The sequence below is a fragment of the Vreelandella venusta genome (assembly GCF_015689495.1).
Classification (GTDB): domain Bacteria; phylum Pseudomonadota; class Gammaproteobacteria; order Pseudomonadales; family Halomonadaceae; genus Vreelandella; species Vreelandella venusta.
Genome location: NZ_CP065135.1, coordinates 3,458,217 through 3,483,820, shown reverse-complemented (window position 1 = coordinate 3,483,820; position 25,604 = coordinate 3,458,217). Strand labels below are relative to the sequence as shown.

Below are 25,604 nucleotides of genomic sequence, written 5' to 3'. Positions count from 1 at the left end.
TGCTCCGTCATTCCCGCGTGTCTCGCTGCTCGGTCACTCCCGCATGTCTCGCTGCTCCGTCATTCCTGCGTGCCTTACCACCGTGTCATTCCCGCATGCTTTTAGCGGGAATCCATTTTGAATACGGCATTTTTGTCGGGCAATCCGCCATATCATTACGTTTTCCCACCTGCCCGGCTGGCCTGCAGCGTACGCGTTAAAAGTGCGCGCAGCGCGGCAGGTTTGACCGGCTTAAGCAGCAGCTGATAGCCCGCGCGCTTGATCTCTTCGGCCACTGCTTCCGTGCGGTCGGCGGTAATCACAATGCCCGGTACGGCTCCTTCGAAGCGCTCGCTGAGCGCTTCGAGTGCCATTAAGCCCGTGACTTCGTTGTCCAGATGATAGTCGGCCAAAATAGCATCGGGGTCGCCGTCCATATTACGCAGAATCGATTTTGCGCCGCCGATGCTGGTCGCGGTGAATACCTCGCATCCCCAGCCACTTAGCATGGCCGTCATGCCCTCTAAAATAAGCGTTTCGTTATCGATACATACTATGCGGGTACCCGCTAGCTTATTACCACTACGGCGATTGTGATGCTCTTGATCCGCGACGGTTACTTCACGGGCGGCAACGATGGGAACGCTGACGCAAAATGCAGTCCCCACCCCGACCCAGGAACGAACCTTAATGGGGTGATCAAGCACACGGCTCATACGATCAGCGATTGAGAGGCCTAAACCGAGTCCTTTCTCGCTCTCTTTATGGCGTGAAACTTGATCCAAGCGGCGGAACTCTTGGAAAATTTCCGTTAGCTTAGATTCCGGAATGCCCGGCCCGCTATCCCATACCTCTATGGAAAGCCGTCCTGCCTGGCGGCGGCAGCCTAGTAGTACACGACCCTCTTGGGTATAGCGGATCGCGTTGGATAAAAAGTTTTGTACAATCCGGCGAAGCATCTGCGGATCGGAATCTACCCACTGTTGCGTCGGTACGACGACAAGATCCAGCCCACGGTCATCGGCCATCACTTCAAATTCGGCACGCAACGGGCGAATAATATCTGCGAGGGCAAAGTGGCTGCGTCGCGGAGTAAGCGCACCCGCATCAAGCTTTGAAATATCTAGCAGAGTGCCAAGCAGCTCTTCAGCGGCTTGCAGTGAGTTATCAATATGGCTGATGGTGCGCTGGGTGTCGCTAGTGGTCACGTTCTGCATTAATGCTGAGGTAAACAGCCGGGCCGCGTTCAGTGGCTGTAGCAAGTCATGACTAGCGGCAGCTAAAAAGCGCGTTTTGGAAGCATTAGCATCTTCAGCTAACTGCTTGGCTTGGCGCAGCGCCTGCTCAGCTTCAGCACGCACACGGTTTTCTTGGCGCAGCGCCGCGTTGGCCTCGGAAAGTGCTTGTGTGCGCTCGCGAACGCGCTCTTCCAGGGTTTCGTTGGTCACTTTTAAGGCGATTTCGGCTTGGCGGCGCTCGGTAATGTCTTGATAAAGCGCGAAGAAGCCTAAAATCGATTGGCTATCGCCAAAGTGGGGCGTATAGGTGACCAGCATATAGCGCATGGCATCATTAACGCGCATTGAAACTTCAAAGCTGACCCGTTCGCCTGCCAGCGTTCGCTGAACCCATGGCATGCGCTCTTCGGCTTTTTTAACCGGTAATACGTCTTCGTATCGACGCCCAATCACGGCATTACGATCTATGTCGAAAGCTTGTTCGTAGGCGCGGTTGGTAAATAGATAGCGGCACTCTTTATCAAAGTAGGCAATCAGCGCTGGCACATTATCGGTGTAGATACGGATGTTATTTTCAGAGCGGATCAGCGCCTCTTCAATGCGCTTCTGCTGAGTAATATCTTGGTAGGTATAGACAAAACCACCGCCAGGCATCGGGTTGCCTTGGACTTCCAATACGCTGCCATCCTGGCGATAGCGCACATAGCGGTGAGGCTGGCCGTCGCGAATGTTGTCTAGCAGCAGTTGAACGTGCTCTTCCGGGTCGCCTGGGCCATATTCGCCGTTGTGCGCGTTGTAGCGAAAAATGCGATCCATGGGGGCGCCGACCCGTATCAAGTGATCAGGGAAGCGGAACAGCTCTAAATAACGTTGGTTCCACACCACCAAGCGCAAATTTTGGTCAACCACGCTAATACCCTGGTTGATGTTTTCAATGGTGGCTTGCAGCAGTGCGCGGTTGAACTCTAGGACTTGAGAGGCTTCATCAACGATAGAAATAACGTCTGAAATGCCAATGCCGCGCCCCTGAAGCGCCGAATTAACGACTATACGTGCTGATGATGCGCCTAGCACTGACGCAAGAAAGCGCTCGGTAAATTGGATGACGTCGATAGACGCCCGGGAACTATCTTCTATGGGTTTGCCCGCGCGGCGTGCGTAATCCTCAAACGCACGATCCACTTGATCTGCCCCAAGAAAACGCTCACACAGCACTTTAAGGTCACCGACCGTGGTGGCACCTGTCCAGGGGCGGTTGACGGATGTCTGGCGGGTTTCAACGCTATCGACAAACAGCGACGCCTGGATACGTTCGACGACCCGCTGAGAAGTCACCTGTGACACAAAGATATAGCAGAACAAGTTGATGCCCAGCGACAGCATGACCCCGTGGGTAAATGGGTCGCCGAGGTTTAAGCCAAATAGGGTTGTCGGCGATAGCCAATTAAGCCCTAAGGGGCCGCCTGCTAACCATTGTTGAGGAAGTACACCGGCATTGATCATCGCAGGCATTAACAGGCTGTATGCCCAAATCGCAAAGCCTGCATTCATGCCAACAATAACGCCGAGGCGGTTGCCGCGCTTCCAATACAGCCCGCCGATGAGTGCGGGGGCAAACTGAGCAGCGGCCGCAAAGGACAGCATGCCAATTGAGGCCAACGAAGTGAATTCGGCAATAAGCTGGTAAAAGCCGTAAGCCATTGCCAAAACAGCAACAATCGTCAGGCGGCGTGCGCGGAGCACTAAGCGGCCATAGTCGCGGGCTTTGGTGTCGAACCAACGCAATCTAAATAGCGCTGGGATCACAATTTCATTAGAAATCATGATGGACACTGCCACTGCTGCCACAATAACCATACCTGTCGCGGCAGAAAATCCACCAATAAAGGTGAGAAGGGTCAGCCACTGCTGGCCGGACGCCATTGAAAGAGCAAGTACGTAAGTATCAGGCTCAACCCCGCTTTCCGAAAACAGCAGTAGGCCCGCTGCCGCCAAAGGGACAACAAAAAAGGCGACTGCGAGTAAGTAAAGAGGAAATAGCCAGCGTGCTTTTGTTGCATCATCTGGGTGAGTATTTTCCACCACTGCCACATGAAACTGGCGAGGTAGGCAAAGTATGGCGAGCATGGCAAGCAGCGTTTGCGCCCAGAAGCTTTGGCCAAAATCTTGATTGGCTAGCTGGCGCTGAAGCTCCAATTGACTTTCAGCGTGGCCCATTAGTTCGCCTAGGCCATCAAACATCCCCCAGGTAACAAAAGCGCCAAGGACGACAAAAGCCAACAACTTTACCAGCGATTCAAATGCTACCGCATGAATCAGCCCTTCGTGGTGCTCTGTCGCGTCCGTGTGACGAGTGCCAAAAAGGATAGCGAAGATTGCCATGACGATGGCGACATAAAACGCTGTGTCGCCAAACAGCGGCGTATGGGTCATGTCCGCTGCGTCGGTCAGAACACTAAAGGTGGTAGACACCGCTTTTAACTGCAGAGCAATGTAGGGCAGGGTGCCAATCAGGGCAACTAAACTAGCAAACGCCGCAAGGGATTGGGTTTTGCCGTAGCGGGAAGCAATAAAGTCAGCGATTGACGTGACGTTTTGGTGCTTGGCAACACGAATCATTTTTGCCAGCACCGGCCAAAACAGTAAAAACGTTAAGATCGGGCCGACAAAGATACTGGCGAATGACCAGCCCGCTGTAGCTGCTTGCCCCACTGCGCCGTAAAACGTCCACGAGGTGCAGTAAATGGCCAATGCCAAACTGTAGATGATTGGCCGTCGGCGGCTGGCGCCGTGAGTCCGTGCACGGCGATCACCGAACCAGGCAATTCCAAACAGCACTGCAATGTAAAGCAGTGATACCGCGACCAGCAGACCGCCATGAAACATGTCGTCTCCCCACGTTGAAGGCTTCGCCTAGCGACGATCCAATATCAAATAACGATCATCTAAATAAAGACCCTATTCTAGGCGAAGGAGGGGCATCACGTCTGCTGGTCGGCGGCAAGTTGGCAAACGGTGGTTAACAAAGGCGCGGTTTCACGCAGCGTGCGGCGTTCGTTTAATTCAGCGTCTCCCGTCTCTGTATTCAGGGGGACTATCTCGCGGTTAGTGCAGTTCAATATATAAGGTTGAGTGGTTAGTATGTCGGTATGGCGGCGTTCGAATTGATAAAGAATAAATTCAGCAATTAACTCATCGTCAATGTGACGAGCGCGTACATTGTCGCGATCAACGATGCTGAATTTAGTCGTCATCGGAAACACAAAGGTCCATGGTCGCCACACGGCACTAGACGTATCGCTGGAAATGACGATGGCAGTTTCAGGTAGTTGAGAGCGCTTGTGTTCAAACCAGCTGTATTCGGTTGAGACCTGATACCCCAGCATACCCAAGCCACCAAAAACGGGCACAATCCACTTAGGCAGCCGTTTACGGCTAAGTGCTCTAAGTAATAGGCCTATCCCCGCGGCGGCAAGCCCTGCAAATACAGCGGCAACAAGATGCCAGATCATAAAATATCCTTTCTAAATGACATCGGGCTCCCCTAAGGAAGCCCGATGATAAGTATCGATTCCAAATCTAATGGCAGTGTGCCAAAGAGAGGATCCGATTATGACTTAGTGGTCGAGCGCTACACCAGCACCTTTCGGATAGCGAACGCTTTCTACCAGGTCTTGAATCTCCTGTGGAGGCTCTTCCGTTGCGCTAGAGACAGCAAACGCAACCGCAAAGTTAATCATCGCGCCTATTGCACCGAAGGAGAGTGGTGAAATGCCCATAATCCAGTTATCTGGCGTGTTGGCCAGCATGTTGGTGCCGGGGACGAAGAACCAACCGAGATAGGTGAAGATATAGAGCAGGGTGCAGACCAGGCCTGCCAGCATGCCGCAAATCGCGCCTTTGCTGTTCATACGCTTTGAGAAAATGCCCATCATTAGCGCTGGGAACAGGGAGGCACCAGCGATACCAAAGGCAAGTGCCACCGTCTGTGCGGCGAACCCGGGTGGATTAAGCCCAAGATAGGTAGCCAGAAGAATTGCGCCGCCCATAGAGATACGTGCCGCCAGCATTTCCCCTTTCTCAGAGATCTTCGGATTAATCATTGTTTTGATTAAATCGTGGCTAATTGCCGACGAGATAGCCAATAGCAGACCTGCCGCTGTTGAGAGGGCCGCAGCAATACCGCCTGCTGCAATCAGGCCGATAACCCAGCCTGGCAGATTAGCAATTTCTGGGTTTGCTAATACCAGAATGTCATTATTAACGGTCAGCTCGTTACCTTCCCAGCCACGATCAGAGTAGTCAGCAGCATTGTTGTACATTTGGATGCGGCCGTCGTTATTCAGATCGTTAAACGTGATAAGCCCGGTTTCTTCCCACGTGCGTACCCACTCAGGACGATCTTCATAGAGAATCGGGTTACGAGCGGCTTCTTCGTAATTCTCTACTTGTCCGGCCATCTCTGGATAGACGGTAGTCGCCAAGTTCAGACGCGCCATGGAACCAACCGCAGGTGCCGTGAGATACAGTAGGGCAATGAAGACCAGTGCCCAACCAGCAGACCAGCGCGCATCGGCAACTTTCGGCACCGTGAAGAAACGGATAATGACGTGAGGTAAACCAGCAGTACCCACCATTAGCGACAGGGTAAACAGCACCATGTTCAGCTTATTATCGACGTCGGCGGTATAGTCACGGAATCCAAGCGCACTGACTACTTCATCCAATTTCGTCAATAGCGGAATGCCAGACTCTGTATGGGTACTGAACATACCAAACATCGGAATTGGATTGCCGGTTAGTTGCATGGCAATGAACACCGCCGGAATAGTGTAAGCGATGATAAGCACTACGTATTGGGCGACCTGCGTGTAGGTAATGCCTTTCATGCCGCCAAAAACGGCGTACAGGAACACAATCAGTGCTGCGATCCAGATGCCCCAGGTGTTGCTGACTTCCAAGAAGCGCGAGAAAGCAACGCCAGCGCCGGTCATTTGGCCAATGACGTAAGTAACCGAGGCAACGATCAAACACACAATCGCGACTAAGCGCGCCGTGTTACTGTAGAAGCGGTCACCAATAAAGTCAGGCACGGTGAACTTGCCAAACTTACGTAGGTAAGGTGCTAGCAGCATTGCCAGGATAACGTAACCACCTGTCCAGCCCATCAAGAAGGTGGAGTTAGCGTACCCGCCAGAAGCGAGTAGACCGGCCATTGAAATAAACGAGGCTGCTGACATCCAGTCAGCAGCCGTCGCCATACCGTTGGTGATAGGGTGAACGCCTCCACCAGCAACGTAGAAGTCTTTGGTCGACCCGGCTCGTGCCCATATCGCAATGCCGATATAGAGCGCAAACGATGCGCCGACAAATAATAGGTTAATGGCAAATTGGCTCATACTGGCTTACTCCCCAAGGCCGAATTTTGCATCGAGTTTGTTCATTCTCCAGGCATAGAAGAAGATCAGTACGATGAAGGTGAGGATGGAGCCCTGTTGAGCGAACCAAAAGCCCAAGTCAGTCCCACCAACGGGAATGCCCGCTAATAGCGGACGAAAGAGGATGGCACATCCATAAGAAACGAATGCCCAAACAACCAAGCATCCAAAGATCAATCGGACGTTGGCTTTCCAGTATTCAGCAGCGTTGGATTTGTCGTCTGCCATTGTGGTGCTCTCCAGTTGTGATTTTTAGGGTTGGAAAGTTAACTCAGGATAGCGTGTGATCCATTAGGGCAATCCTTCATAGAAAACCGCTCTTTTAGTTGTCTGCGATGATTTAGTGCGATTAGACGCATATCACCTTGTTGGTTAAGTTGCTCTGCTGGTTAATGGTTTGGCAAGGTTTTCTTCAGTGTCTTGATAAGTGTTTAACAAGTGCCACGTGAACATCCTGTATAGCCCGTTGTTAATAGTGGGCAATAATTGCAAAAAATAAAGCCCAGACTTTGGTATCAATGAGCTTTCAGTACGTATTTTAACGCTCTATTTTGTTTCTAGTTATTTGTTTTGAATGGTTTTTTGTTTTTTGCGTGTGAGTGATAGGACGATGGTCTATGGGTCGCTTAAAAGCAATGTTTGCTACTTTTAATAACTGGTATATTAAGTTGCCAAGTTTGCTGATTCATGCCGCTACTTTGGTCGTTAAACAAACGTCTTTGCGACGTTAGCGGTATAGCAAAAGGTATAATGAAGGTGCTGGTTAAGAAGCAATCAAACCTTAAGCCATTTTGTTCTTCATCGCGATTAACTGGGGTCACTCATGATTGACGTTGATCTTTCTCAATTGCCCTTCACATTAATTGATGATGAAGGGCGTGACCACGTTCGCCGTGGCATGGACATCGCCTATTTTGATCGTGATGAAATCATTATCGAGGTGGGGCAGGCGGGTGAATCGGTTTTTTTGATTCACAAAGGCGAAGTTGCTGAACTGGATCCTACTCTGCCAGCGTCCAGTGCGCGGATTGGGCACTACACAGCTGGTGATCTGTTTGGTGCTATTAGTATTCTGAATGGTAAAAGCCGCTATCGTTTTAAAGCTGAGCAAGAGTGCTTGTGCTATGTGATGCCGAAAGCGCTATTTATAAAGCTATGCCGTCATCATCCCGACTTCGAAAATTTCTTCAAGCAATCGCTATCTCACAAAGCGCGGTTAATGACTGAAAAGCGTGCCGAAGGTGGCGTGACCATGGCCGGTTTTATGTTGGCTAAAGTCAGCGAATGCATGCGTGAACCTCTTATCATGGATGCATCGACAGAGATTGCCAGCGCGGTGCGCCAGCTCAACGATAGCCACGCAGATAGCTTGCTCGTCAAAACCAAAGGCGAATTTGGCATTGTCACTAAAACCGATTTGCTCAATGGTGTGGTGCTGAATAACTTTGAGCATACAGCGCCCGTTGAGGATGTGGCTCATTTCTCGCTGGTGACCGTTACCCCCAACCAATACTTATTTGAAGCGCTCGTGCTGATGACACGGCATAAAGTAACGCGGGTGGTGGTGATGGAACAGGGCGTCCTGAAAGGGGTGGTAGAGCTAACGGATGTCCTTAGCTATTTTTCGAGCCGTAGCTATGTCGTTAGTCTGCAGGTGGAGCAGGCAAGTAGCTTAGAAGCATTGGCGGCTGCCAGCCAACGCACGCCAGAACTGGTAAATGCGCTTATGGCACAAGGGGTCAAGCTACGTTTTGCTATGGACCTACTGGCCGCGTTGAATGGCCGAATCATCAATAAAGCGTGGTCATTTGTTATTCCTGAGCAGTATCACTCCCAAAGTTGCCTAATGGTGATGGGGAGCGAAGGGCGTGGTGAGCAAATTCTTAAAACAGATCAAGATAATGGGCTGATTTTAGCCGACGACAGCCAATGGCCTTCGCTTGCCGAAGACATGAATGCGCTTACCCAAACGCTGATTCAGCTCGGTTACCCACCCTGCCCAGGAAATATCATGGTGTCTAATCCTGAATGGGTGGGCACTGTGTCGCAATGGAAAAGCAACATTGCTAAATGGGTGAGCGCAAGAGATGGCGATAGCCTGATGAAGCTGGCGATTTTGCTAGATGCCCATGGTGTGGCTGGTAATCCGCAATTGCTCGATAGTGTGCGTGCGGAGCTATTTGAACGCTGCTCAAGGGATGAGTTATTGCTGTCCTACTTTGCGCGCGCTGCGTTGCGTTTCTCAACACCGCTAACGCTATTTGGCTCCTTAAAAAAGCCCCAGCATGGGATTGATATTAAAAAAGGCGGTATTTTCCCCATTGTTCATGGGGTGCGCACAATGGCGCTTGAACGGCGCATTAATGCCACGTCCACCTTAGATCGTCTGGACGCTTTAGCAGAAGATGGTCGTCTTGATCGACGTTTTGCTGACGACCTGGGCGAGGCGCTGGCGCTATTTACCGAACTACGTTTAAAGCAGCAGCTACAGACAGCGGAAGCATCGACTCAGCAGCGTAGCAACCGTGTAGTGGTGCAGGAGCTCTCATCCCTTGAGCGTGATCTGTTGCGAGAGGCGCTGCATATCGTAAAAGATTTTAAACAGCGGCTCTCCCATCGTTATCATTTGGAGTATTCGTGAGCGGAATGCGCTTGTTAGACCGGCATATGTCACTGCTCAGTGGCTCGCTGCGCACGTTAATGCAGCGCGAAAGCGACCGCCGACGTTGGGCGGACTCCCCCTACGCATGGCTGTTTCAGCCCTACATGGGGGAAGAAATGGTGGCGCTTGCTTGCCAGGTTAGCCCAGGCCAAGCACCGGTGGTCAGCGTCGCTGCTGTTGTCTTAAGTCCAGGGCGAGTGCAGACCAGCCGAGCCTGGGTGGCAACTCTGGCAGAAGAGCGAAACAACAACGCCCCTGCGCTGCGGCGACATCATCGACTGTACGCAACAGACACGGTGCTGGCGCCTAACGCTGAGCATCTTGGGGCGTTAGCTGAATTCATCGGCAATCGGCCACTAATTGGTTGGCAGTTAGGCCGCTCGGTGGAACACCTTAATCTTTTGTTTAAAGCAGGGTTGGGATTTGGTTTGCCCAATGCCCAGGTCGACGTTGGAAAGCTACACTATCGTCAATTACGTCGCTTACATCCACAGTGTGAGACGAGCGGTCGTCTAACGGAAGCGCTCGCTCGTTGGCAAATGCCCGCTCTTCAATGGATGGGGGTGCTGGGGGATGCAACCGCAAGCGCACTTTTATACCTGCGTTTGCAGCGCGAGATCGCCCAGCAGGGATAGTCGTTACTAGCCTGAAGGGATGAATCCACGGGTTTATCTTGGGTGGACGTGGTGAGTCTTGTTAGAATGCTTGCTGCTTCTTCTACCATCGGCAGTGCCTACACCATGCTACAACCTGACTATTTTGACCCCGCAGCGCCTGAGACTGTTTCTGTTGACAGCCCTGCTGTTAATAGCGCACAGACACCATCCGAGCATCACGCCGCTAAACAAAAGCGTGAATTTAATAAGCTACAAAAGCGCTTACGGCGAGAGGTTGGCAACGCCATCATTGATTATCAAATGATTGATGAAGGTGACAAGGTGATGGTGTGCCTGTCTGGCGGCAAAGATAGCTATACGATGTTGGAGATACTGCTTAACCTGCAGCGCAACGCACCGGTTAATTTCTCTCTGGTCGCCGTTAATATGGATCAGAAACAGCCAGGTTTCCCTGAACATGTATTGCCCCAGTACCTAGATAAAGTGGGGGTTGAATACCACATTCTAGAGCGTGATACCTACTCGGTGGTGAAAGAGAAAACCCCAGAAGGAAAAACGACCTGCGCACTTTGTTCTCGACTCAGGCGTGGCTCGCTCTATGGGTTTGCTGAGGAAATTGGAGCAACGAAAATTGCTCTAGGGCATCATCGCGAAGATATTTTAGAAACGTTATTCCTTAACATGTTCTTCGGTGGCACTTTGAAAGCAATGCCTCCCAAGCTTTTATCTGACGATGGCAAAAATATTGTCATTCGCCCCCTTGCCTACTGCAAAGAGGCTGATATTGCAGAGTTTTCTCGGCTAATGGAATTCCCCATTATTCCCTGTAACTTATGTGGCTCTCAGCCCAATCTCCAGCGCCAAGTGGTCAAAGATATGTTGGCTGAGTGGGATAAAAAACATCCAGGACGCCTAGAAAGCATGTTTAAAGCGGTGACCAATGTAGCGCCTTCCCAGCTAGCAGACCGCCGTTTATTTGACTTTGCTGGCCTTGAAGCCAAACAAGCGGCGTTGATGGAAGGGCGTATTCAGGCGCTTAGCGTGGACTAGCCGACTGCTCTTCCTCTTCAGCTAGCGTGATGAGGCGGCGCATATCTAAAATATTAACCTCGCGCCCTGAAACAGCTACCACCTCTTGCTGTTGAAAGCGGCTAAGAATACGGCTGACCGTTTCTACTGCCAAGCCTAAGTAATTGCCGATGTCGGCGCGGGACATGGAGAGTCTGAAGCTATAAGGCGAGTATCCACGTCGACGAAAACGGTCTGAAAGGGTGACTAAAAAGCTGGCTAGTCGTTGATCGGCCGTCTTGCGCGATAGCAAGCGCATCATGCGTCGGTCATCTCGCAATTCTTTGCTCATACTCCGATAAAGCTGGCCACGTAGTTCGGGCAGTTCTTCGGAAAGTAGGTCCAGGCGGTCAAATGGGATTTCACACACTGTGGTGGTTTCCAGGGCAATGACGCTACCGGGGTAGTGCTCTTCATCAATTCCGTCCAATCCCACTAGTTCGCTGGGAAGGTAGAAATTGGTCAGCTGATCATTGCCGTTACCTTCACTGGTCACTTGTTTCAGGCTACCTGAGCGGACAGCATACACACTGGTGAAGTGATCACCCTGGCGAAACAGGGGCTCGCCTTTTTTGAGTGGTGAGCGGCGGCGAATGATGGCATCAAACTGGCTCATGTCCTCAAGCTCTAAGGCAAGCGGCAGACACAGCGAGCTTAGGCTACAGGTCTGACAGCGCGCCTCTTGCAGCAGTGAGCGTCGTTGGCTGGCGGGTTGTGGCATATAGGTCTCCCTTTCTCGTTAGCCATCATAGGCCCAGAGGCAAGACGTCTCAACAAGCTTATACAATTTTAGAGTAGCGCTGAATAGGCTGGTCAGCTAGGTGAGCATCAAAGGCCATCGCCAAATGGCGAATCAGCAGCCGTCCAGTGGGAGTGGCGCTAATAACTTGCTGATGGCGAGTGATCAAGCCGTCTTGCTCAGCTGTCTTCAATTGCTCAATTGCGGTGGAAAAATAATCACTAGCATCGATGTGCCAACGCTTTCCAACGTCCGCAAGATCAATGTACATGTCGCACATTAGCCGTTCAATCACGTCTCTTCGTATTAGGTCATCCTTATTTAACCTTAATCCTTTGATGGTTGCCAGCTTACCTTTATCTAAGGCTGCTTCATATTGATCAAGCTGAGTCGGGTTTTGTGCGTAAACGTCGTCAATCCGTGATATGGCGGATACGCCTAAGCCAACTAAATCGCACTGTGCATGGCTGGAGTAGCCCTGGAAATTGCGTTGTAAGGAACCGTTGCGCTGTGCAATCGCTAGGCTATCGTCAGGTCGTGCAAAGTGATCCATGCCAATATGCACATAGCCTGCGTTAGTCAGCATTTCTATGGTGGTGTGCAAAATAGCCAGCTTTTCATCAGCGCTGGGGAGGTCGGTTTCGTTAATACGCCGCTGCGGTGCAAAGCGAGTGGGCATGTGCGCATAATTAAATACCGACAGCCGTGCCGGGTTAAGTTCGATAACTTGGCTTAGCGTCTCGGCAAAACTTTTTTCGGTTTGAAATGGCAGCCCATAAATCAAATCAAGATTGAGTGAACGAAAACCAAGACGGTGTGCTTCTTCCATCAAGGTTTCGGTGAGTACCCGGGGCTGTACGCGGTTGATAGCTTTTTGTACCTGCAGATTTAAATCCTGTACGCCAAGGCTTAGTCGATTAAAGCCGAGAGACTGTAGGTGGCGCAACGTAAATACGTCTGCTTCACGAGGATCTATTTCAATAGCGTAATCGCGGTCAGCTGAGCCGGATAAACCAAAACGAGCATCTAGGCGGTCAATCAGGTCCCCCATTTGCGACAAGGTTAGAAACGTAGGCGTGCCGCCGCCCCAGTGTAACTGTTGCACCGGGCGTGAAGTGTCTAAATGGCGGGCAGTGAGCACCATTTCCCGGTCTAGCCGAGAAAGGTAAGGTTCCGCAAGGGCGGTATTCTTGGTGGCGATTTTGTTGCATGCGCAGTAGAAGCAAATTTTTCGACAAAAGGGCACATGTACATACAGTGATAGCGGGCGGTGGCTCTCATTACTGCGCGTTAGCGCCTGAGTAAAGTCATCGGCGCTGAACTGCTCATGAAACGCGAGGGCTGTCGGGTAGGATGTGTAACGTGGGCCACTTTTGTCATAGCGACGCAGTAGCGCTTCATCCCAGGCGTTGGCCTCAGACACTTCCGTGTTGGTAGGTGAGAAGGAAGCAGTGGCATGAACGGGCATGGCGAGCGCTCCGAAGTGAGAAGTAAGCAAAACGAGTGACTGAGCGCTGTCGCTCAGTGTGCTCTAGGCATGCTACGTCGGTGTCACTTGGAATGCGTTGAGCTATATCAAACTATCGGAGGGTCTGACTAATGCGCTGTTAGGGAGATAAGCGTCCATAGTTGCCAAAGGGCGAAACTGATAATCGACAGTGCAGCGACGCTGCGAGTGGCGGGGTGGCGAATTAAATGGCTTAACTGCTGTGCTGCAAGTCCTGTTGCCAGCAGGGCAGGGAGTGTACCCAGGCCAAAAGCGCCCATTAGCAGCGCGCCATCGATTGGGTCTGCAATTGCTAAGCTCCAGGCTAGCATGGAGTAAACCAGCCCACAGGGCAGCCAACCCCACAGTGCACCTAAGGTGAAGGCTTGGGGAAGATGCACGACAGGCATCAGGCGTCTTCCCACTGGCTCAATATATCGCCAAAGGTGCTTCCCCACTGCTTCTACTTTCAGCAGCCCTTTCCACCAGTTGGCGATATAGAGTGCCATTAAGATGAGCATCAAGGCGGCGAAAGCCTGCAGCGCAATACGTGCAGACGGAGAAAGCGAGATAAGTGTGCCAAGTGCAGCAACAATCGCACCTGCCACCATATAGCTGAGAATGCGCCCGGCGTTATAGCTAATCAGCAGACCACCCAGGCGGGCAGGGTGTCGCATGCTCGGCGGTACGGCAAAGGTCAGCGCGCTCATAATGCCGCCGCACATGCCGATACAGTGGGCACCGCCCATTAAGCCAAATACAAACGCGGCTAGCAGGGGCGGTAAATCAAGTCCCGTCGGATTCATGCGGGCGGCTCTTGGTTATGTTGAGAAGAAGAGCCGCTTTTTTTACGCGCGGCACGCTGCTCGGGAGTCAGATCATTTTCATCGTCATCGAATAGGATGCGGTGAGCTGGACCTTCCAAGTCGTCGAACTGATCGTGTTTTACGGCCCAGAAAAACGCCCACACCGCGAGGCCAAGAAGTGTGAGTGAAAGGGGAATCAGTAAGTATAAAATCGTCATGCCGTCACCGGTGTTGATAGGGCAACCTGAGGGGCGGGCGGCGTACGCCAGCGAGTGAGACGCAGTGCGTTACCTACCACAATCAGGGAGCTTAGCGACATGCCAATCGCAGCGAGCCAGGGAGGAATTAAGCCCATTGCTGCTAAAGGCAGTGCTGAAAAATTGTAGCAAACCGACCACAGCATATTTTGGCGCATAATGCGGCGTGTGGCGCAGGAAATATCAATCGCCTCAAAAATACGCATTAAGCGTGGACTGAGCAATATCGCGTCGGCACGGGTCCGGGCGAGGTCTGTGGCGCCATTCATAGCAATGGCAACGTCAGCGCCAGCTAATACCGGCACATCATTGATACCGTCACCGATCATCACGACACGCTCACCGTTGGCTTGTAGCTCACGTAATCGTGCCAGCTTACCCTCAGGCGATTTGCCAGCGTGCCACGTGGCAATATTGAGCTGTTCTGCCAAGCTTTCTACCGCTTCCTGTGTGTCACCAGAAAGTAGCTCTACATCCAACCCGCGGGCTTGGAGTGCGGCAACGGTTTGGGCCGCATCTTCGCGAATGCCATCGTGCAGCTTGAACCAGGCACGTGGTGCATTATTTTCACTAAGCAAAAGCCACTGGCCGGTGCCTGGTGGGGGCAGCGCGGTAGTCGTTGCAAAATCGGCTTTGCCTAATCGCCATATTGCGCCGTTTAAAGAGCCTTCCAGCCCGCTTCCGGTCACACTTTTGACGTTGCGTGCCTGTAGAGTGGCATCTCGAAATGGGCGAAAAGCCCTAGCAATGGGGTGTTCAGAGTGTGCTTCTAGCGCCGCCGCGATGGCTTGGGCATGCTCTGCACTAAGTGGCGTATCGCTGTGGGCGGGATGCTGTTGGTCAATAGGATGCGTTTGGGTCAGCTGCATTTCGCCGCGAGTCAGCGTACCGGTCTTATCAAAAATCACCCGAGTGACGTTGGAGAGTGATTCGATCGCGTCAGCACGTGTAATGAGTACGCCACGCTGGCGCAATTGACCATGCCCTGCTGTCAGCGCAGTGGGGGTGGCCAGTGCCAGTGCACAAGGGCAAGTGACGACTAACACCGAGAGCAGTACCCATAGCACGCGAGACGGGTCGATAAACCACCATGCTACGGTGACACAGACGGTAACGATCAGCAGTCGTAATACAAACAGGTGCGCCATACGTGCCGCCATCTGGGCAAGACGTGGGCGGCTAGCAAAGGCGCGATCGGTTAAATCGACAATGCCAGCCACTCTGGCGCTATTGCCAGCATGGGTTACCTTTATGATGAGCGGGTTTTCCATGTTTTGGCTGCCACCCACCACGCTTTCGCCTACCCGTCGAGTCACTGGCAAATACTCACCGGTCAGCATCGACTCATCAAGGCTGGATTCGCCGTCTTCGATAATGCCATCAGCGGGAACGCCATGACCGGGCTTGATGAGCACGCGGTCGCCTTGTGTAAGTTCACTGGCAGGCAGAATGCGTTCACTACCATCCGCTTCAAGGCGAATAGCGGAGACCGGCAAAACGCCGCTCAGCGCATTGCCGCTGTGGCCGCTGCGCCGCCTGGCCCTACCTTCTACATAGCGGCCAAATAGCAAGAAAAAGGTAAACATGGCGACCGAGTCGAAATAAACATCGCCAACGTTAAACAGCACTGCATAACTGCTCGCCAAATAGGCGCCGCCAACGGCTAGCGAGACGGGGACGTCCATGCCAAGCACGCCGGTTTTCAGATCCCGCAATGCGTTACGGAAAAAAGGCTGCGCTGAGAAAAATACCACTGGCGTGGCTAGGGCAAACGATAGCCAGTGAAACAGAGCGTAAAAGTCTTCGCTAAGCTCACCAGGCCCCGATACATAAATGGGGATCGAGAACATCATAACCTGCATCATGCCGACAGCCGCGACAATCAGGCGGCGCACATTCATGCGCTCTTCATGTTGCAAGCGGGTTTGAGCTTGGTCAGGTTCATAAGGTTGCGCATCGTAGCCGATGGCCGCTAGTTCAGCGAATAGTTGTGAAAGGTTGATGGCGGCGGGGTCCCAGCTCACCCGTAGGCGATGATGGGTAAGGTTGACCGCGCTAGAGGTAACGCCATCAAGTGCATTTAAACGATGTTCAATGAGCCAAGCGCAGGCTGCGCAGGTGATGCCATCTATTGCGAGTGTGGCCCGAACGTATCCTTCGTCACCCTCTGGGTGAACAAACTGCGCTTGAAGCCCCGGGTCATCAAATACCGACCAGGTTTCTGCTTTGGCAGCTTGGCGCTCGTCAGGGCGCTCGGGCATTTCTGTGCGATAGCGATAATAGCTTTCCAGCCCGCCATCAACGATGGCATGGGCGACGGCTTCGCAACCTGGGCAGCATAGTGGCTTGGCTGTGTCGTCAATATTAATTCGCCACGGTGCCCCTTCAGGCACCGGGTTGCCGCAGTGATAGCAGCTAAGGGCGGTCGTGGTCATTCGTTCTCCAAGCGCCCGCCAGGTAGTAGTGCAATGGTGTTTTCGTTAGGAAAGCGTGCTTCGCCGATAAGGCGCCATGCTGATTCATCGCCTTGCTCTGGCTGCAGCTGTAGATACCAGCGATAGCGCAGATTGTCAGGTCCTTGAGTGATGTAGCGACCTTCGCGCACATGCTCTAGCACAAACGATTGGTCACGATCGTCTTCGGTGGGGAAAATAAGATCTAGATAAAGCTTGGCTGGGCGAGCATCGCCAGCAAGATCAACAACAATATCGCTGGTCAGCGGATCAATGCGTAACTCGGCACTTAAATTTAAAGCGCGCGCTTGCTCTTGCTTGGCGAATACCATGTTAATTGCTTTGCCGTGCTCGTAGTAATCTTCTTGTACCACCATACCGTCGTAGCTTTTGATCGACATAACCGCAAAGGTCGTGCTGACAATAATGGAGGAGAACAGCAAGCCTAACAAAAACCATGGCCAGAACTGTTTGTACCACGGCGTAATCGTAGGGTCTGACATAACGCATTTATCTCCTGGCATTACCTAAGAAGCGGGCTTCACGCTCCTGGCGGATTTGCTCATCTTGTTGTGCTTGTAGCACAAATGTAATGGGGTGACTGGGCTGGCTTAAATCTTGAGGGTTCGCCAGTACGGTGACGACCTGAATGCGAGACTCGCCTGCCGGAACGCTAATCGATGTGCTATCTAGCGCTAAGCTGGGTAGGCCTAACACACTGATTTGGTAAGTATGTGGCTCGTTATCAAGGTTACGCACCGTGAGACTGTAAACGTTGCTGATTTGCCCTTCTCGGGTCATTTGATAAAGCTGCGTGCGCCCACGCTCGGCGTCGAAGCTAAGTGGTACGCGGTCGTTAACCGACCAGGTAAACGCAACTATCATAATAATTAGCGCGGCAAAGTAGCCCAGTAGTCGGGGGCGTAAGATGTGGCTTTTCTTACCTTCTAGCGCGTTTTCCGTTGTGTAGCGAATAAGCCCTTTGGGGTAGCCCATTTTGTCCATGACGCTGTCACAGGCATCGATGCAGGCTGCACAGGTAATGCACTCGTACTGGAGTCCATCACGAATATCGATACCTGTTGGGCAAACCTGAACACATAATTCGCAGTCTATACAGTCGCCAAAGCCAGCTTCTCTCGCCTGCGTATGGCTAAGTGTCTTTTTCCGCCGACCTCTTGGCTCGCCACGTGCTTCGTCGTACGACACAATCAGCGTGTCGCGATCAAACATGACTGACTGGAAGCGCGCGTAGGGGCACATGTAAATGCACACCTGCTCACGCAGCCAGCCTGCATTTAAATAGGTAAATACTAAAAAGAAGCCAACCCAAAAATAGGACCAGCCATGGGCTTCTAGCGTAGGCAGTTCCGCCACTAGCGTTCGGATGGGGGTGAAGTAACCCACAAAAGTGATGCCGGTCGCCAAAGAAATCAGTAACCAAGCGGAATGTTTAGCTCCTTTTCGCCACGCTTTGTCAGCATTCATTGGCTGTTTGTCGAGCTTAATACGGTGGTTTCTAGATCCCTCTATGCGGTGCTCGAGCCAAATAAATAGGAATGTCCAGACGCTTTGTGGGCAGGTATAGCCACACCAAACGCGTCCAGCAAAAACAGTAATAAAAAATAGCCCAAAGGCACAAATAATAAGCAGCCACGAAAGTAATACGAACTCTTGAGGGTAAAATGTGGCAGCAAAAATATGAAACTCTCGGCCCGGAAGGTCAAACCAGATGGCTGGGCGGTCTCCCCAGTTCAGCCATGGAAGCAGGAAAAAGCCTAGCATCAGCGCCCAGTTGGCGCTGCGCCTTACTTTTTGGAAGAGCCCTTTGATTTCGCGCACATAAATATGTCGGCGCTTAGCATACATGCTCTGAGTCGTACTTTCCCCAGGGGTATGGTGCCCAACGGGCGGCGGCGTAATATCTTGGCTAGGTATTTTTTCCATGGCGATGATCGCAGCTCACTAAGGCGGGAATGGGCGGCAGCATGGATATCGTGGCGTTAAACCTGCGACGCTAGATAACACAACTGTATGCCGTGTCGCTAAATGGTAGTGTAACGGATAGAAAGGGTGTCTGGATGGGCGGTGGATAAAGAAAGGGTGCGGTATGAAACCGCACCCTCGTGATACCTACCAGCGGTTGCTATTGACTAAGCGATTAGTCGTTGAAGCGTAGGCTGTAGACATAAGCGGCTACCAAGTGAACACGCTCTTCACCGATATAAGCTGCTTGTGCTGGCATGTGGCCGTTACGACCATTGCGCAGTGTTTGGCGAACAGAATCTGCAACGCTTTGTCCCGGTGCCAAATAGAGCCATACATCATCAGTCAGGTTCGGTGCGCCAAGCGCGGTATTTCCCGTTCCACTGGGTGTATGACACGCCGCACACGCTGCGAGGAAGGTGCTTTCGCCACTGGCTGCACGGTCTGCGTCATGCTCTTCGCCAGACATTGAGAGAACATACTGAGTGAGGTTCTCAATGTTGTTCTCACCAAGCTGCTGCCAGGCAGGCATTAGCCCATTACGGCCATTGTTCAATGTCATCATGATGTTTTCCGGCTCACCGCCATACAGCCAGTCGTCATCGGTGAGGTTGGGGAAGCCGTAACCACCTTGGGCGTTAGAGCCGTGACATACCGCACAGTTGTTCAGGAAAACACGCTCTGCGACCTGCATTGCTTCAGCGTCTTTTGCCAGTTCAGGAATAGGTATTTCCTGATACTGAGCAAAAATCGGTGTGAAGCGCTCTTCAGCATTAGCAACTTCTTCTTCCCACTGGCCTTCTTGGGACCAGCCCAAAATGCCTGCATAGTTACCTAGGCCTGGGTAGAGTACTAAGTAGCCCAAGGCAAAAATAACGGTGAGGATAAACAGTTTGAACCACCACTGGGGTAGTGCATTGTCATACTCTTCGATTCCATCGGCCGCGTGGCCAGTGGTTTCGATATTGCCATCAGCATCGGGGGCTTTATCGGTACGGCGGTTGGAAAATAAGATCCAAACGCTCAGAGCGATAGTGCCCAGTGTGACGACAATGATCCAGGCGCTCCAGAAGCTGGATAGGGAGTCACCCCATAAATTATTCATGTATTCTTATCTCCCCTGTCGTGGCGGGAATCCACTTCGTGCTCAGACGAAGCATGCTTGTCACGGGTCGGTTGCTTATCATTGTCATCGGCGAAGGGCAGGTTAGCTGCTTCGTCGAAGTCTGGTTTGCGTCGCTTGGAATAAGCCCATAAACAGATGCCAATAAAAGCGACAATCAATATCAGCGTGATAAGGCCGCGGAAAGTTCCCGTATCCATAACTTAACGAGTGCCCTCAAGCACGGTGCCTAACTGCTGCAAGTAGGCCACCAGTGCAGTAATTTCCTGGGTGCCGCGAACGTCTTCTGTCGCAGTGGCGATATCTTCATCGGTATATGGCACGCCTAACTGACGCAGGGTGCGCATTTTTGCCGGTGTCGATTCGCCATCCAAGGTGTTTTCAAACAGCCAAGGATATTCAGGCATGACTGACTCGGGTACCACATCGCGTGGGTTATAGAGGTGGGCGCGGTGCCAATCATCACTATAGCGTCCACCTACGCGAGCAAGATCCGGCCCGGTGCGCTTGGAACCCCAAAGGAAGTTGTGTTCGTAAACCTGTTCGCCTGCCACGTTATAGTGGCCATAGCGTTCGGTTTCTGCCCTGAAGGGGCGAACCATCTGGGAGTGGCAGCCTACGCAGCCCTCGCGGCGGTATATGTCGCGTCCTTCCAGCTCCAGTGCGGTGAGCGGCTTGAGGCCCTCAACTGGCTCGGTTGTTTGCTTTTGAAAGAACAGCGGTACGACCTCGGCCAAGCCGCCAAAGCTGATCGCAACCAGGATCAACACGGCGAGCAGGCCAACGTTCTTTTCAACAATCTCGTGTTTCATTGGTCTCAACTTCCCCGTTTTAAGCGGCTTGTGGCGCTGAATGGCTAATCGTTTCGCGACGTTTTACGGTCATGTAAACGTTGAACGCCATAATTAGCATGCCTGTTACCCAGAAGAGACCGCCAACCATACGCACAAAGTAGCCGGGGCCACTAGCTTCGACAGACTCTACAAAGGTGTACATCAGCGTGCCGTCAGCATTAATCGCGCGCCACATTAGGCCTTGCATGATGCCGTTGACCCACATGGCCGCGATATACAGCACAGTACCGATGGTGGCTAACCAGAAATGCACCGCAATCAGATTGACGGAGTACATCTCGGTACGCCCAAAGACCCGCGGAATCAGGTGGTACATAGAGCCAATGGTAATCATCGCTACCCAGCCTAGTGCACCAGCATGCACGTGACCAATGGTCCAGTCGGTGTAATGCGACAGCGCGTTGACAGTCTTGATGGCCATCATTGGTCCTTCAAACGTCGACATGCCGTAGAACGACAGCGCTACCACTAGGAAGCGAAGTGTTGGATCGGTGCGCAGTTTATGCCAAGCGCCAGACAGGGTCATCATGCCGTTGATCATACCGCCCCAAGAAGGCGCCAGCAGGATGATAGACATAATCATACCCAGCGACTGTGCCCAGTTAGGCAGCGCTGTGTAGTGAAGGTGGTGGGGGCCTGCCCACATATAAATCATAATCAACGCCCAGAAATGGACGATGGAGAGGCGGTAGGAGTAGACCGGACGTTCGGCTTGCTTCGGCACGAAGTAGTACATCATGCCCAGGAAGCCTGCCGTCAGGAAGAAGCCGACCGCATTGTGGCCATACCACCACTGCACCATCGCATCTACCGCACCCGCATAAATCGAGGTGGAGTACATGGGGGTGACCGGAATAGCCGCATTATTAACGATGTGCAGCACCGCGACGGTCAAAATAAACGCTGCAAAGAACCAGTTCGCCACGTAAATATGGGAAGTGGTGCGCTTTTTAATCGTCATTAAGAAAACGATAGCGTAGCTAATCCAAACAACCGCAATCAAAATATTGATCGGCCATTCGAGCTCTGCATACTCTTTTGTCGTGGTATAGCCTAGCGGCAATGACACGACAGCCGAGAGAATAACTGCTTGCCATCCCCAGAAGGTGAACGCTGCGAGCTTGTCAGAGAATAGACGAGTCTGACAGGTACGCTGTACGACATAGTAAGACGTCGCAAATAGCGCTGAGCCACCAAAGGCGAAGATGACAGCGTTAGTGTGTAACGGGCGAAGACGCCCAAAGCTTGTCCAAGGTAAGCCGAGATTCAGTTGCGGCCAAACTAGCTGGGAGGCAAGGATAACGCCAAGCGTCATACCTACAATGCCCCACACAACGGTCATGATCGCGAACTGCCGAACTACCTTGTAGTTGTAGGTCGGGTGTTCCAGTGCTGTGCTCATTTCATGTTCCCATCGAACGCGGTTAGGGGGTAACCCGTAGCATTTTGCATTAGCATTTTGCCCGGGTGCGGCCACCCGCTTGATGATGCAGGTCAAGATCCGATAGAGATTCTATCGCAGCCACGCTCTAAGCTGAACACGCCAATAGAAGTAACACTGAATTATTAGGAGTTCATCGTGTCTTATTACGCTGGTTCTGGTTTCGTCGAGATACATCCAGCCGCTTTAAACGATGCGTTAGCCAATCCCACCGTACAGCGGTTTATAGTGATTGGGCACGGCCCGCTTTCCGTTTTAGGCTCGCCTACGGTGGGCCGAATACTCCTTGCTCATGGCGCTGGGGCGGGGCATTGCTCTGTGTTTATGCGGCAATTTGCCGCGATGTTAGCAGCGCAAGGCATACAGGTATTGGCAATTGATTTTCCCTACATGCAGCAGATTAACGAGCAGGGTAAGCGCCGCCCACCGCCCCCCATCAAGCAGACGGTGGCTAGCTTTGCCTCATGGTATGCGCTACTTACGTCTTTAAGCGATCAGCCCTTGTGGGTAGGCGGTAAATCGATGGGTGGGCGTGTTGCAACGTTATTTGCCAGTGAAAGGCTATCCAATGACGTACATGGGCCTGGTGTTATTGTTGCAGGCTATCCTTTCCATCCACCCAGACAACCAGACAAAACCCGTTTGCAGCATTTTCCCGCTATTCGTTGCCCGGTGCAGATTCTCCAGGGGGAGCGAGATCCCTTTGGTAACGTCGATGAGGTTTCAGGCTACAGCCTTCCTAATAATATTAGCGTTGCTTGGCTTGCTGATGGCGATCATGATTTTAAACCTAGACGTGTTTCTGGATTAAATCAGCAAGTTTTGATTGACGAAGCGGCCATACTTGCGGCATCCTTCGTCCGCGCTCACCAAGCACGGTATGTGTGAGGAGTGGCAATACGCTGGTTTGAATCGAAAATTTGAACACGCCGTGTTGACATCTCACCAAGTTCCTGTAGAATGCAGCGCCACGTGACCAGCGGGTGGTTAGCTCAGTTGGGAGAGCACCAGCCTTACAAGCTGGGGGTCACTGGTTCGAACCCAGTACCACCCACCATTTATTTGGTCGTTTGGAAACGTGAAGCAGTAGCAGTTGATGTATTAAGTGGACCGGTAGTTCAGTTGGTTAGAATGCCGGCCTGTCACGCCGGAGGTCGCGAGTTCGAGTCTCGTCCGGTCCGCCATCATCAATTATTACCGCATAAAAGTTATCGTTATTCGGACCGGTAGTTCAGTCGGTTAGAATGCCGGCCTGTCACGCCGGAGGTCGCGAGTTCGAGTCTCGTCCGGTCCGCCACGATAGCTTAATGAGTTGTACCATTTAAAGCACTATTGCTTTTAATGTTCTGGGTGGTTAGCTCAGTTGGGAGAGCACCAGCCTTACAAGCTGGGGGTCACTGGTTCGAACCCAGTACCACCCACCATTTAACTGAATGTTTTTAAGCGCCTCTGAACCGCTTTTAAATAGCTAGTTTTATGGTTAGAAATAAGTGACTTAAAGTGGACCGGTAGTTCAGTCGGTTAGAATGCCGGCCTGTCACGCCGGAGGTCGCGAGTTCGAGTCTCGTCCGGTCCGCCATTTAAGCACTCATCGACTAAAACGTTTAGTCGAACGAATTCCAAAAAACCCAGATCATTGATCTGGGTTTTTTATTGCGTATTAGTTAGCTCTCAAGCCTCATTTTCTAGCGCCATAACGTGCAGCCATGAGGCTGCACGATAATATTAGGCGATAGCACTTACCCCGGCTTTGGCGATCTGTACGTCTTGGTCAGGCTTCACGCCTGAGATGCCGACAGCACCCACGACATTGCCGTCTACGATAATCGGAACGCCACCCGACAGCAGGCCTTGTAGCGGCGCAGAGACAAATGCCGTGCGCCCACCGTTGATCATTTCTTCAAATACTTGGGTCTCTTTACGACCTAGTGCTGCACTGCGCGCTTTATGTGTTGCCACATCAGCACTGAAGGGCGCAGCACCGTCTAAGCGGCGCAGAGCGAGAAGATGTCCACCATCATCTGTTACGGCAATGGTGACTGGCCAGCCGTTGTTGTCGGCTTCTTTTTGAGCGGCATCTAGTACCTGAATGACATCGGCTTGGCCGAGAACAGCTTTGCTTTGCATCAAACTTTCCTTTTGATCAAGGGGAGTAAAGTGCCGCGCTACTATTTGCTTATAAAAGCTTGTGAGCGCGGCAAAGTGAATTAGTGTTTATACCAGGGCAGCATCCACCACTTCCACCCAATGGCGTACCGGGGTGCGATTGGCACTAGCAAGGTGGGTTTGACAGCCAATATTGGCAGTGACGATAACCTCTGGATTGCTAGCTTCCAGCGCATTGAGTTTATTGTCGCGCAGTTGCGTGGCAAGCGCTGGCTGGGTAACCGAGTAGGTGCCCGCTGAGCCACAACAGAGGTGCGCATCTTTTACCGGCGTTAGCGAAAACCCCAGCTTGCTAAGCACGCTTTCAACCGCACCATTGAGCTTCTGGGCGTGCTGCAGTGTGCAAGGGCAGTGAAACGCGAGACGTTGGTGCTCTTTTAGCTCCAGCTTCTCTATTGGCTCTTCGCGCAGTATTTCGACAATATCTTTCGCCAGTGCGCTGACTTTTTGCGCTTTTTGGGCATAGGCCGGGTCATCTTTGAGCATGTCGCCATACTCTTTGACAAAAGCGCCGCAGCCACTGGCCGTTTGAACAATGGCTTCAGCACCTTGTTCGATCTGTGGCCACCAAGCATCGATATTGGCGCGCATACGAGCGCGCCCATCGTCTTGAGCATTCAAGTGGAAGTCAATGGCCCCGCAACAACCTGCTTCGCTGATGGGGGTTACGCTAATCCCAAGTCGGTCTAAAAGTCGAGCGGTCGCTGCATTGGTATTCGGTGATAGGCCTGGTTGAACGCATCCTTCTAATATTAACACTTTACGAGGATGGCGTTGGCTATCCGGACGCTGGCCCGCGTCGACTGGTGCCGGTGGCATCTTACTGCGTAGCTTGCCAGGCACCAGGGGTTTGAAGGTTTGTCCTAAGGACAGAAGCGCTTTGAAGCGTTTAGGCTCTACCAGCATTTTACGCAGTGCATAGCGTTGAGCGCGCTCGGCCATGGGGCGAGGAACCCGGCGGTCAATTTCTGCACGACCGATGTCCAACAGTTTGTGATATTCCACGCCTGAAGGGCAGGTGGTTTCACAATTGCGGCAGGTCAAGCAGCGGTCTAAATGCAGGCGTGTCTCTTCGGTGACCTGAGCATTATCATCGCGGCTTTCCAGCAGCTCTTTCATTAAATAGATGCGCCCGCGTGGTCCGTCCCGCTCATCACCTAGCAGTTGATAGGTGGGGCAGGTGGCATTACAAAAGCCGCAGTGTACGCAGGTGCGCAGAATGCGCTCGGCCTCCTGAATATGCGGTTTTTGGCGATCAGCATCGGTAAAGTGCGTCTGCATGTCTACTCTC

Annotated in this window: 21 protein-coding genes and 5 tRNA genes; 9 read left to right on the top strand and 17 right to left on the bottom strand. The window is 52.2% G+C overall.

The genetic code is table 11. The annotated features are described in order from the left end of the window. Positions 1-155: 155 nt before the first annotated feature. From IR195_RS16340 to IR195_RS16325, 4 genes are all read right to left on the bottom strand, one after another. Complete coding sequence (locus tag IR195_RS16340) at positions 156-4,103, bottom strand: hybrid sensor histidine kinase/response regulator (RefSeq protein ID WP_125751239.1); 3,948 nt, start codon at positions 4,101-4,103, stop codon at positions 156-158. A 95-nt stretch (positions 4,104-4,198) separates the two neighbouring features. Further along, a complete protein-coding gene (locus tag IR195_RS16335; protein ID WP_125751236.1) occupies positions 4,199-4,729 on the bottom strand; it encodes a hypothetical protein in 531 nt (176 codons plus the stop codon). 105 nt (positions 4,730-4,834) lie between these two features. Then, entirely contained in the window at positions 4,835-6,616 is a 1,782-nt protein-coding gene (locus IR195_RS16330; RefSeq protein WP_125751233.1) for a sodium:solute symporter family protein, read from the bottom strand. Between the two features lie 6 nt (positions 6,617-6,622). Then, positions 6,623-6,883: a DUF4212 domain-containing protein gene (locus tag IR195_RS16325; RefSeq protein ID WP_009721290.1), complete on the bottom strand. Its 261-nt coding sequence runs from the start codon at positions 6,881-6,883 to the stop codon at positions 6,623-6,625. A gap of 595 nt (positions 6,884-7,478) precedes the next feature. On the opposite strand from IR195_RS16325, the gene IR195_RS16320 reads away from it, so the two are divergent. The 3 genes from IR195_RS16320 to ttcA all read left to right on the top strand — a co-directional run bounded on the left by IR195_RS16320 (position 7,479) and on the right by ttcA (position 10,984). After that, a complete protein-coding gene (locus IR195_RS16320; protein ID WP_206048076.1) occupies positions 7,479-9,296 on the top strand; it encodes a putative nucleotidyltransferase substrate binding domain-containing protein in 1,818 nt (605 codons plus the stop codon). Between the two features lie 5 nt (positions 9,297-9,301). Continuing rightward, entirely contained in the window at positions 9,302-9,952 is a 651-nt protein-coding gene (locus IR195_RS16315; protein ID WP_125753775.1) for a 3'-5' exonuclease family protein, read from the top strand. Between the two features lie 66 nt (positions 9,953-10,018). Further along, entirely contained in the window at positions 10,019-10,984 is a 966-nt protein-coding gene (gene ttcA, locus IR195_RS16310) for a tRNA 2-thiocytidine(32) synthetase TtcA (RefSeq protein WP_372374321.1), read from the top strand. Here ttcA and fnr read toward each other — a convergent pair. The 11 genes from fnr to ccoN form a co-directional block, all read right to left on the bottom strand. Then, positions 10,971-11,723 (bottom strand): fumarate/nitrate reduction transcriptional regulator Fnr, encoded by a 753-nt coding sequence (gene fnr / locus IR195_RS16305; protein ID WP_125751227.1) that lies wholly within the window; start codon positions 11,721-11,723, stop codon positions 10,971-10,973. The genes ttcA and fnr overlap by 14 nt on opposite strands. A gap of 58 nt (positions 11,724-11,781) precedes the next feature. Beyond that, a complete protein-coding gene (gene hemN, locus IR195_RS16300; protein ID WP_125751224.1) occupies positions 11,782-13,209 on the bottom strand; it encodes an oxygen-independent coproporphyrinogen III oxidase in 1,428 nt (475 codons plus the stop codon). A 128-nt stretch (positions 13,210-13,337) separates the two neighbouring features. Further along, the gene (locus IR195_RS16295) at positions 13,338-14,033 is read right to left on the bottom strand and encodes a sulfite exporter TauE/SafE family protein (RefSeq protein ID WP_125751221.1); all 696 of its coding nucleotides are present in this window, start codon (positions 14,031-14,033) and stop codon (positions 13,338-13,340) included. Then, entirely contained in the window at positions 14,030-14,251 is a 222-nt protein-coding gene (ccoS, locus tag IR195_RS16290) for a cbb3-type cytochrome oxidase assembly protein CcoS (RefSeq protein ID WP_089039736.1), read from the bottom strand. The genes IR195_RS16295 and ccoS overlap by 4 nt, the downstream gene beginning before the upstream one ends. Next, complete coding sequence (locus IR195_RS16285) at positions 14,248-16,725, bottom strand: heavy metal translocating P-type ATPase (RefSeq protein ID WP_206048075.1); 2,478 nt, start codon at positions 16,723-16,725, stop codon at positions 14,248-14,250. The genes ccoS and IR195_RS16285 overlap by 4 nt, the downstream gene beginning before the upstream one ends. After that, positions 16,722-17,246 carry a FixH family protein gene (locus IR195_RS16280; RefSeq protein WP_206048074.1) on the bottom strand — a complete coding sequence of 175 codons (525 nt, stop codon included), beginning with the start codon at positions 17,244-17,246 and terminating at the stop codon, positions 16,722-16,724. Before IR195_RS16280 ends, IR195_RS16285 begins: the two co-directional genes overlap by 4 nt. A 7-nt stretch (positions 17,247-17,253) precedes the next feature. Further along, a complete protein-coding gene (gene ccoG / locus IR195_RS16275; RefSeq protein WP_146941740.1) occupies positions 17,254-18,690 on the bottom strand; it encodes a cytochrome c oxidase accessory protein CcoG in 1,437 nt (478 codons plus the stop codon). A 214-nt stretch (positions 18,691-18,904) separates the two neighbouring features. After that, positions 18,905-19,834 carry a cytochrome-c oxidase, cbb3-type subunit III gene (gene ccoP, locus IR195_RS16270; RefSeq protein WP_125751209.1) on the bottom strand — a complete coding sequence of 310 codons (930 nt, stop codon included), beginning with the start codon at positions 19,832-19,834 and terminating at the stop codon, positions 18,905-18,907. Continuing rightward, positions 19,831-20,052, bottom strand: a complete 222-nt coding sequence (locus tag IR195_RS16265) for a cbb3-type cytochrome oxidase subunit 3 (protein ID WP_125751206.1) — start codon at positions 20,050-20,052, stop codon at positions 19,831-19,833. The genes ccoP and IR195_RS16265 overlap by 4 nt, the downstream gene beginning before the upstream one ends. Before the next feature lie 3 nt (positions 20,053-20,055). Then, on the bottom strand, positions 20,056-20,664 hold the full coding sequence (gene ccoO, locus IR195_RS16260; protein ID WP_038477934.1) for a cytochrome-c oxidase, cbb3-type subunit II: 609 nt from the start codon (positions 20,662-20,664) through the stop codon (positions 20,056-20,058). A gap of 19 nt (positions 20,665-20,683) precedes the next feature. Further along, positions 20,684-22,108 (bottom strand): cytochrome-c oxidase, cbb3-type subunit I, encoded by a 1,425-nt coding sequence (gene ccoN / locus IR195_RS16255; RefSeq protein ID WP_125751203.1) that lies wholly within the window; start codon positions 22,106-22,108, stop codon positions 20,684-20,686. Positions 22,109-22,285: 177 nt separating this feature from the next. Between ccoN and IR195_RS16250 the strand changes: the two genes are divergently transcribed. From IR195_RS16250 to IR195_RS16225, 6 genes are all read left to right on the top strand, one after another. Next, on the top strand, positions 22,286-23,035 hold the full coding sequence (locus tag IR195_RS16250) for an alpha/beta fold hydrolase (RefSeq protein ID WP_125751200.1): 750 nt from the start codon (positions 22,286-22,288) through the stop codon (positions 23,033-23,035). A 93-nt stretch (positions 23,036-23,128) separates the two neighbouring features. After that, a tRNA-Val gene (locus tag IR195_RS16245) sits at positions 23,129-23,204 on the top strand. Positions 23,205-23,254: 50 nt separating this feature from the next. Further along, a tRNA-Asp gene (locus tag IR195_RS16240) sits at positions 23,255-23,331 on the top strand. A 36-nt stretch (positions 23,332-23,367) separates the two neighbouring features. Further along, positions 23,368-23,444, top strand: a tRNA-Asp gene (locus IR195_RS16235). A gap of 51 nt (positions 23,445-23,495) precedes the next feature. Beyond that, positions 23,496-23,571: transfer RNA gene (locus IR195_RS16230), tRNA-Val, on the top strand. A 78-nt stretch (positions 23,572-23,649) separates the two neighbouring features. After that, a tRNA-Asp gene (locus IR195_RS16225) sits at positions 23,650-23,726 on the top strand. Positions 23,727-23,872: 146 nt separating this feature from the next. On the opposite strand, the gene IR195_RS16220 is transcribed toward IR195_RS16225, so the two are convergent. Together IR195_RS16220 and glcF are read right to left on the bottom strand one after the other, a co-directional pair. After that, the gene (locus tag IR195_RS16220) at positions 23,873-24,274 is read right to left on the bottom strand and encodes a GlcG/HbpS family heme-binding protein (protein WP_125751197.1); all 402 of its coding nucleotides are present in this window, start codon (positions 24,272-24,274) and stop codon (positions 23,873-23,875) included. Positions 24,275-24,361: 87 nt separating this feature from the next. After that, complete coding sequence (gene glcF / locus IR195_RS16215) at positions 24,362-25,594, bottom strand: glycolate oxidase subunit GlcF (RefSeq protein ID WP_125751194.1); 1,233 nt, start codon at positions 25,592-25,594, stop codon at positions 24,362-24,364. Positions 25,595-25,604: the final 10 nt, after the last annotated feature.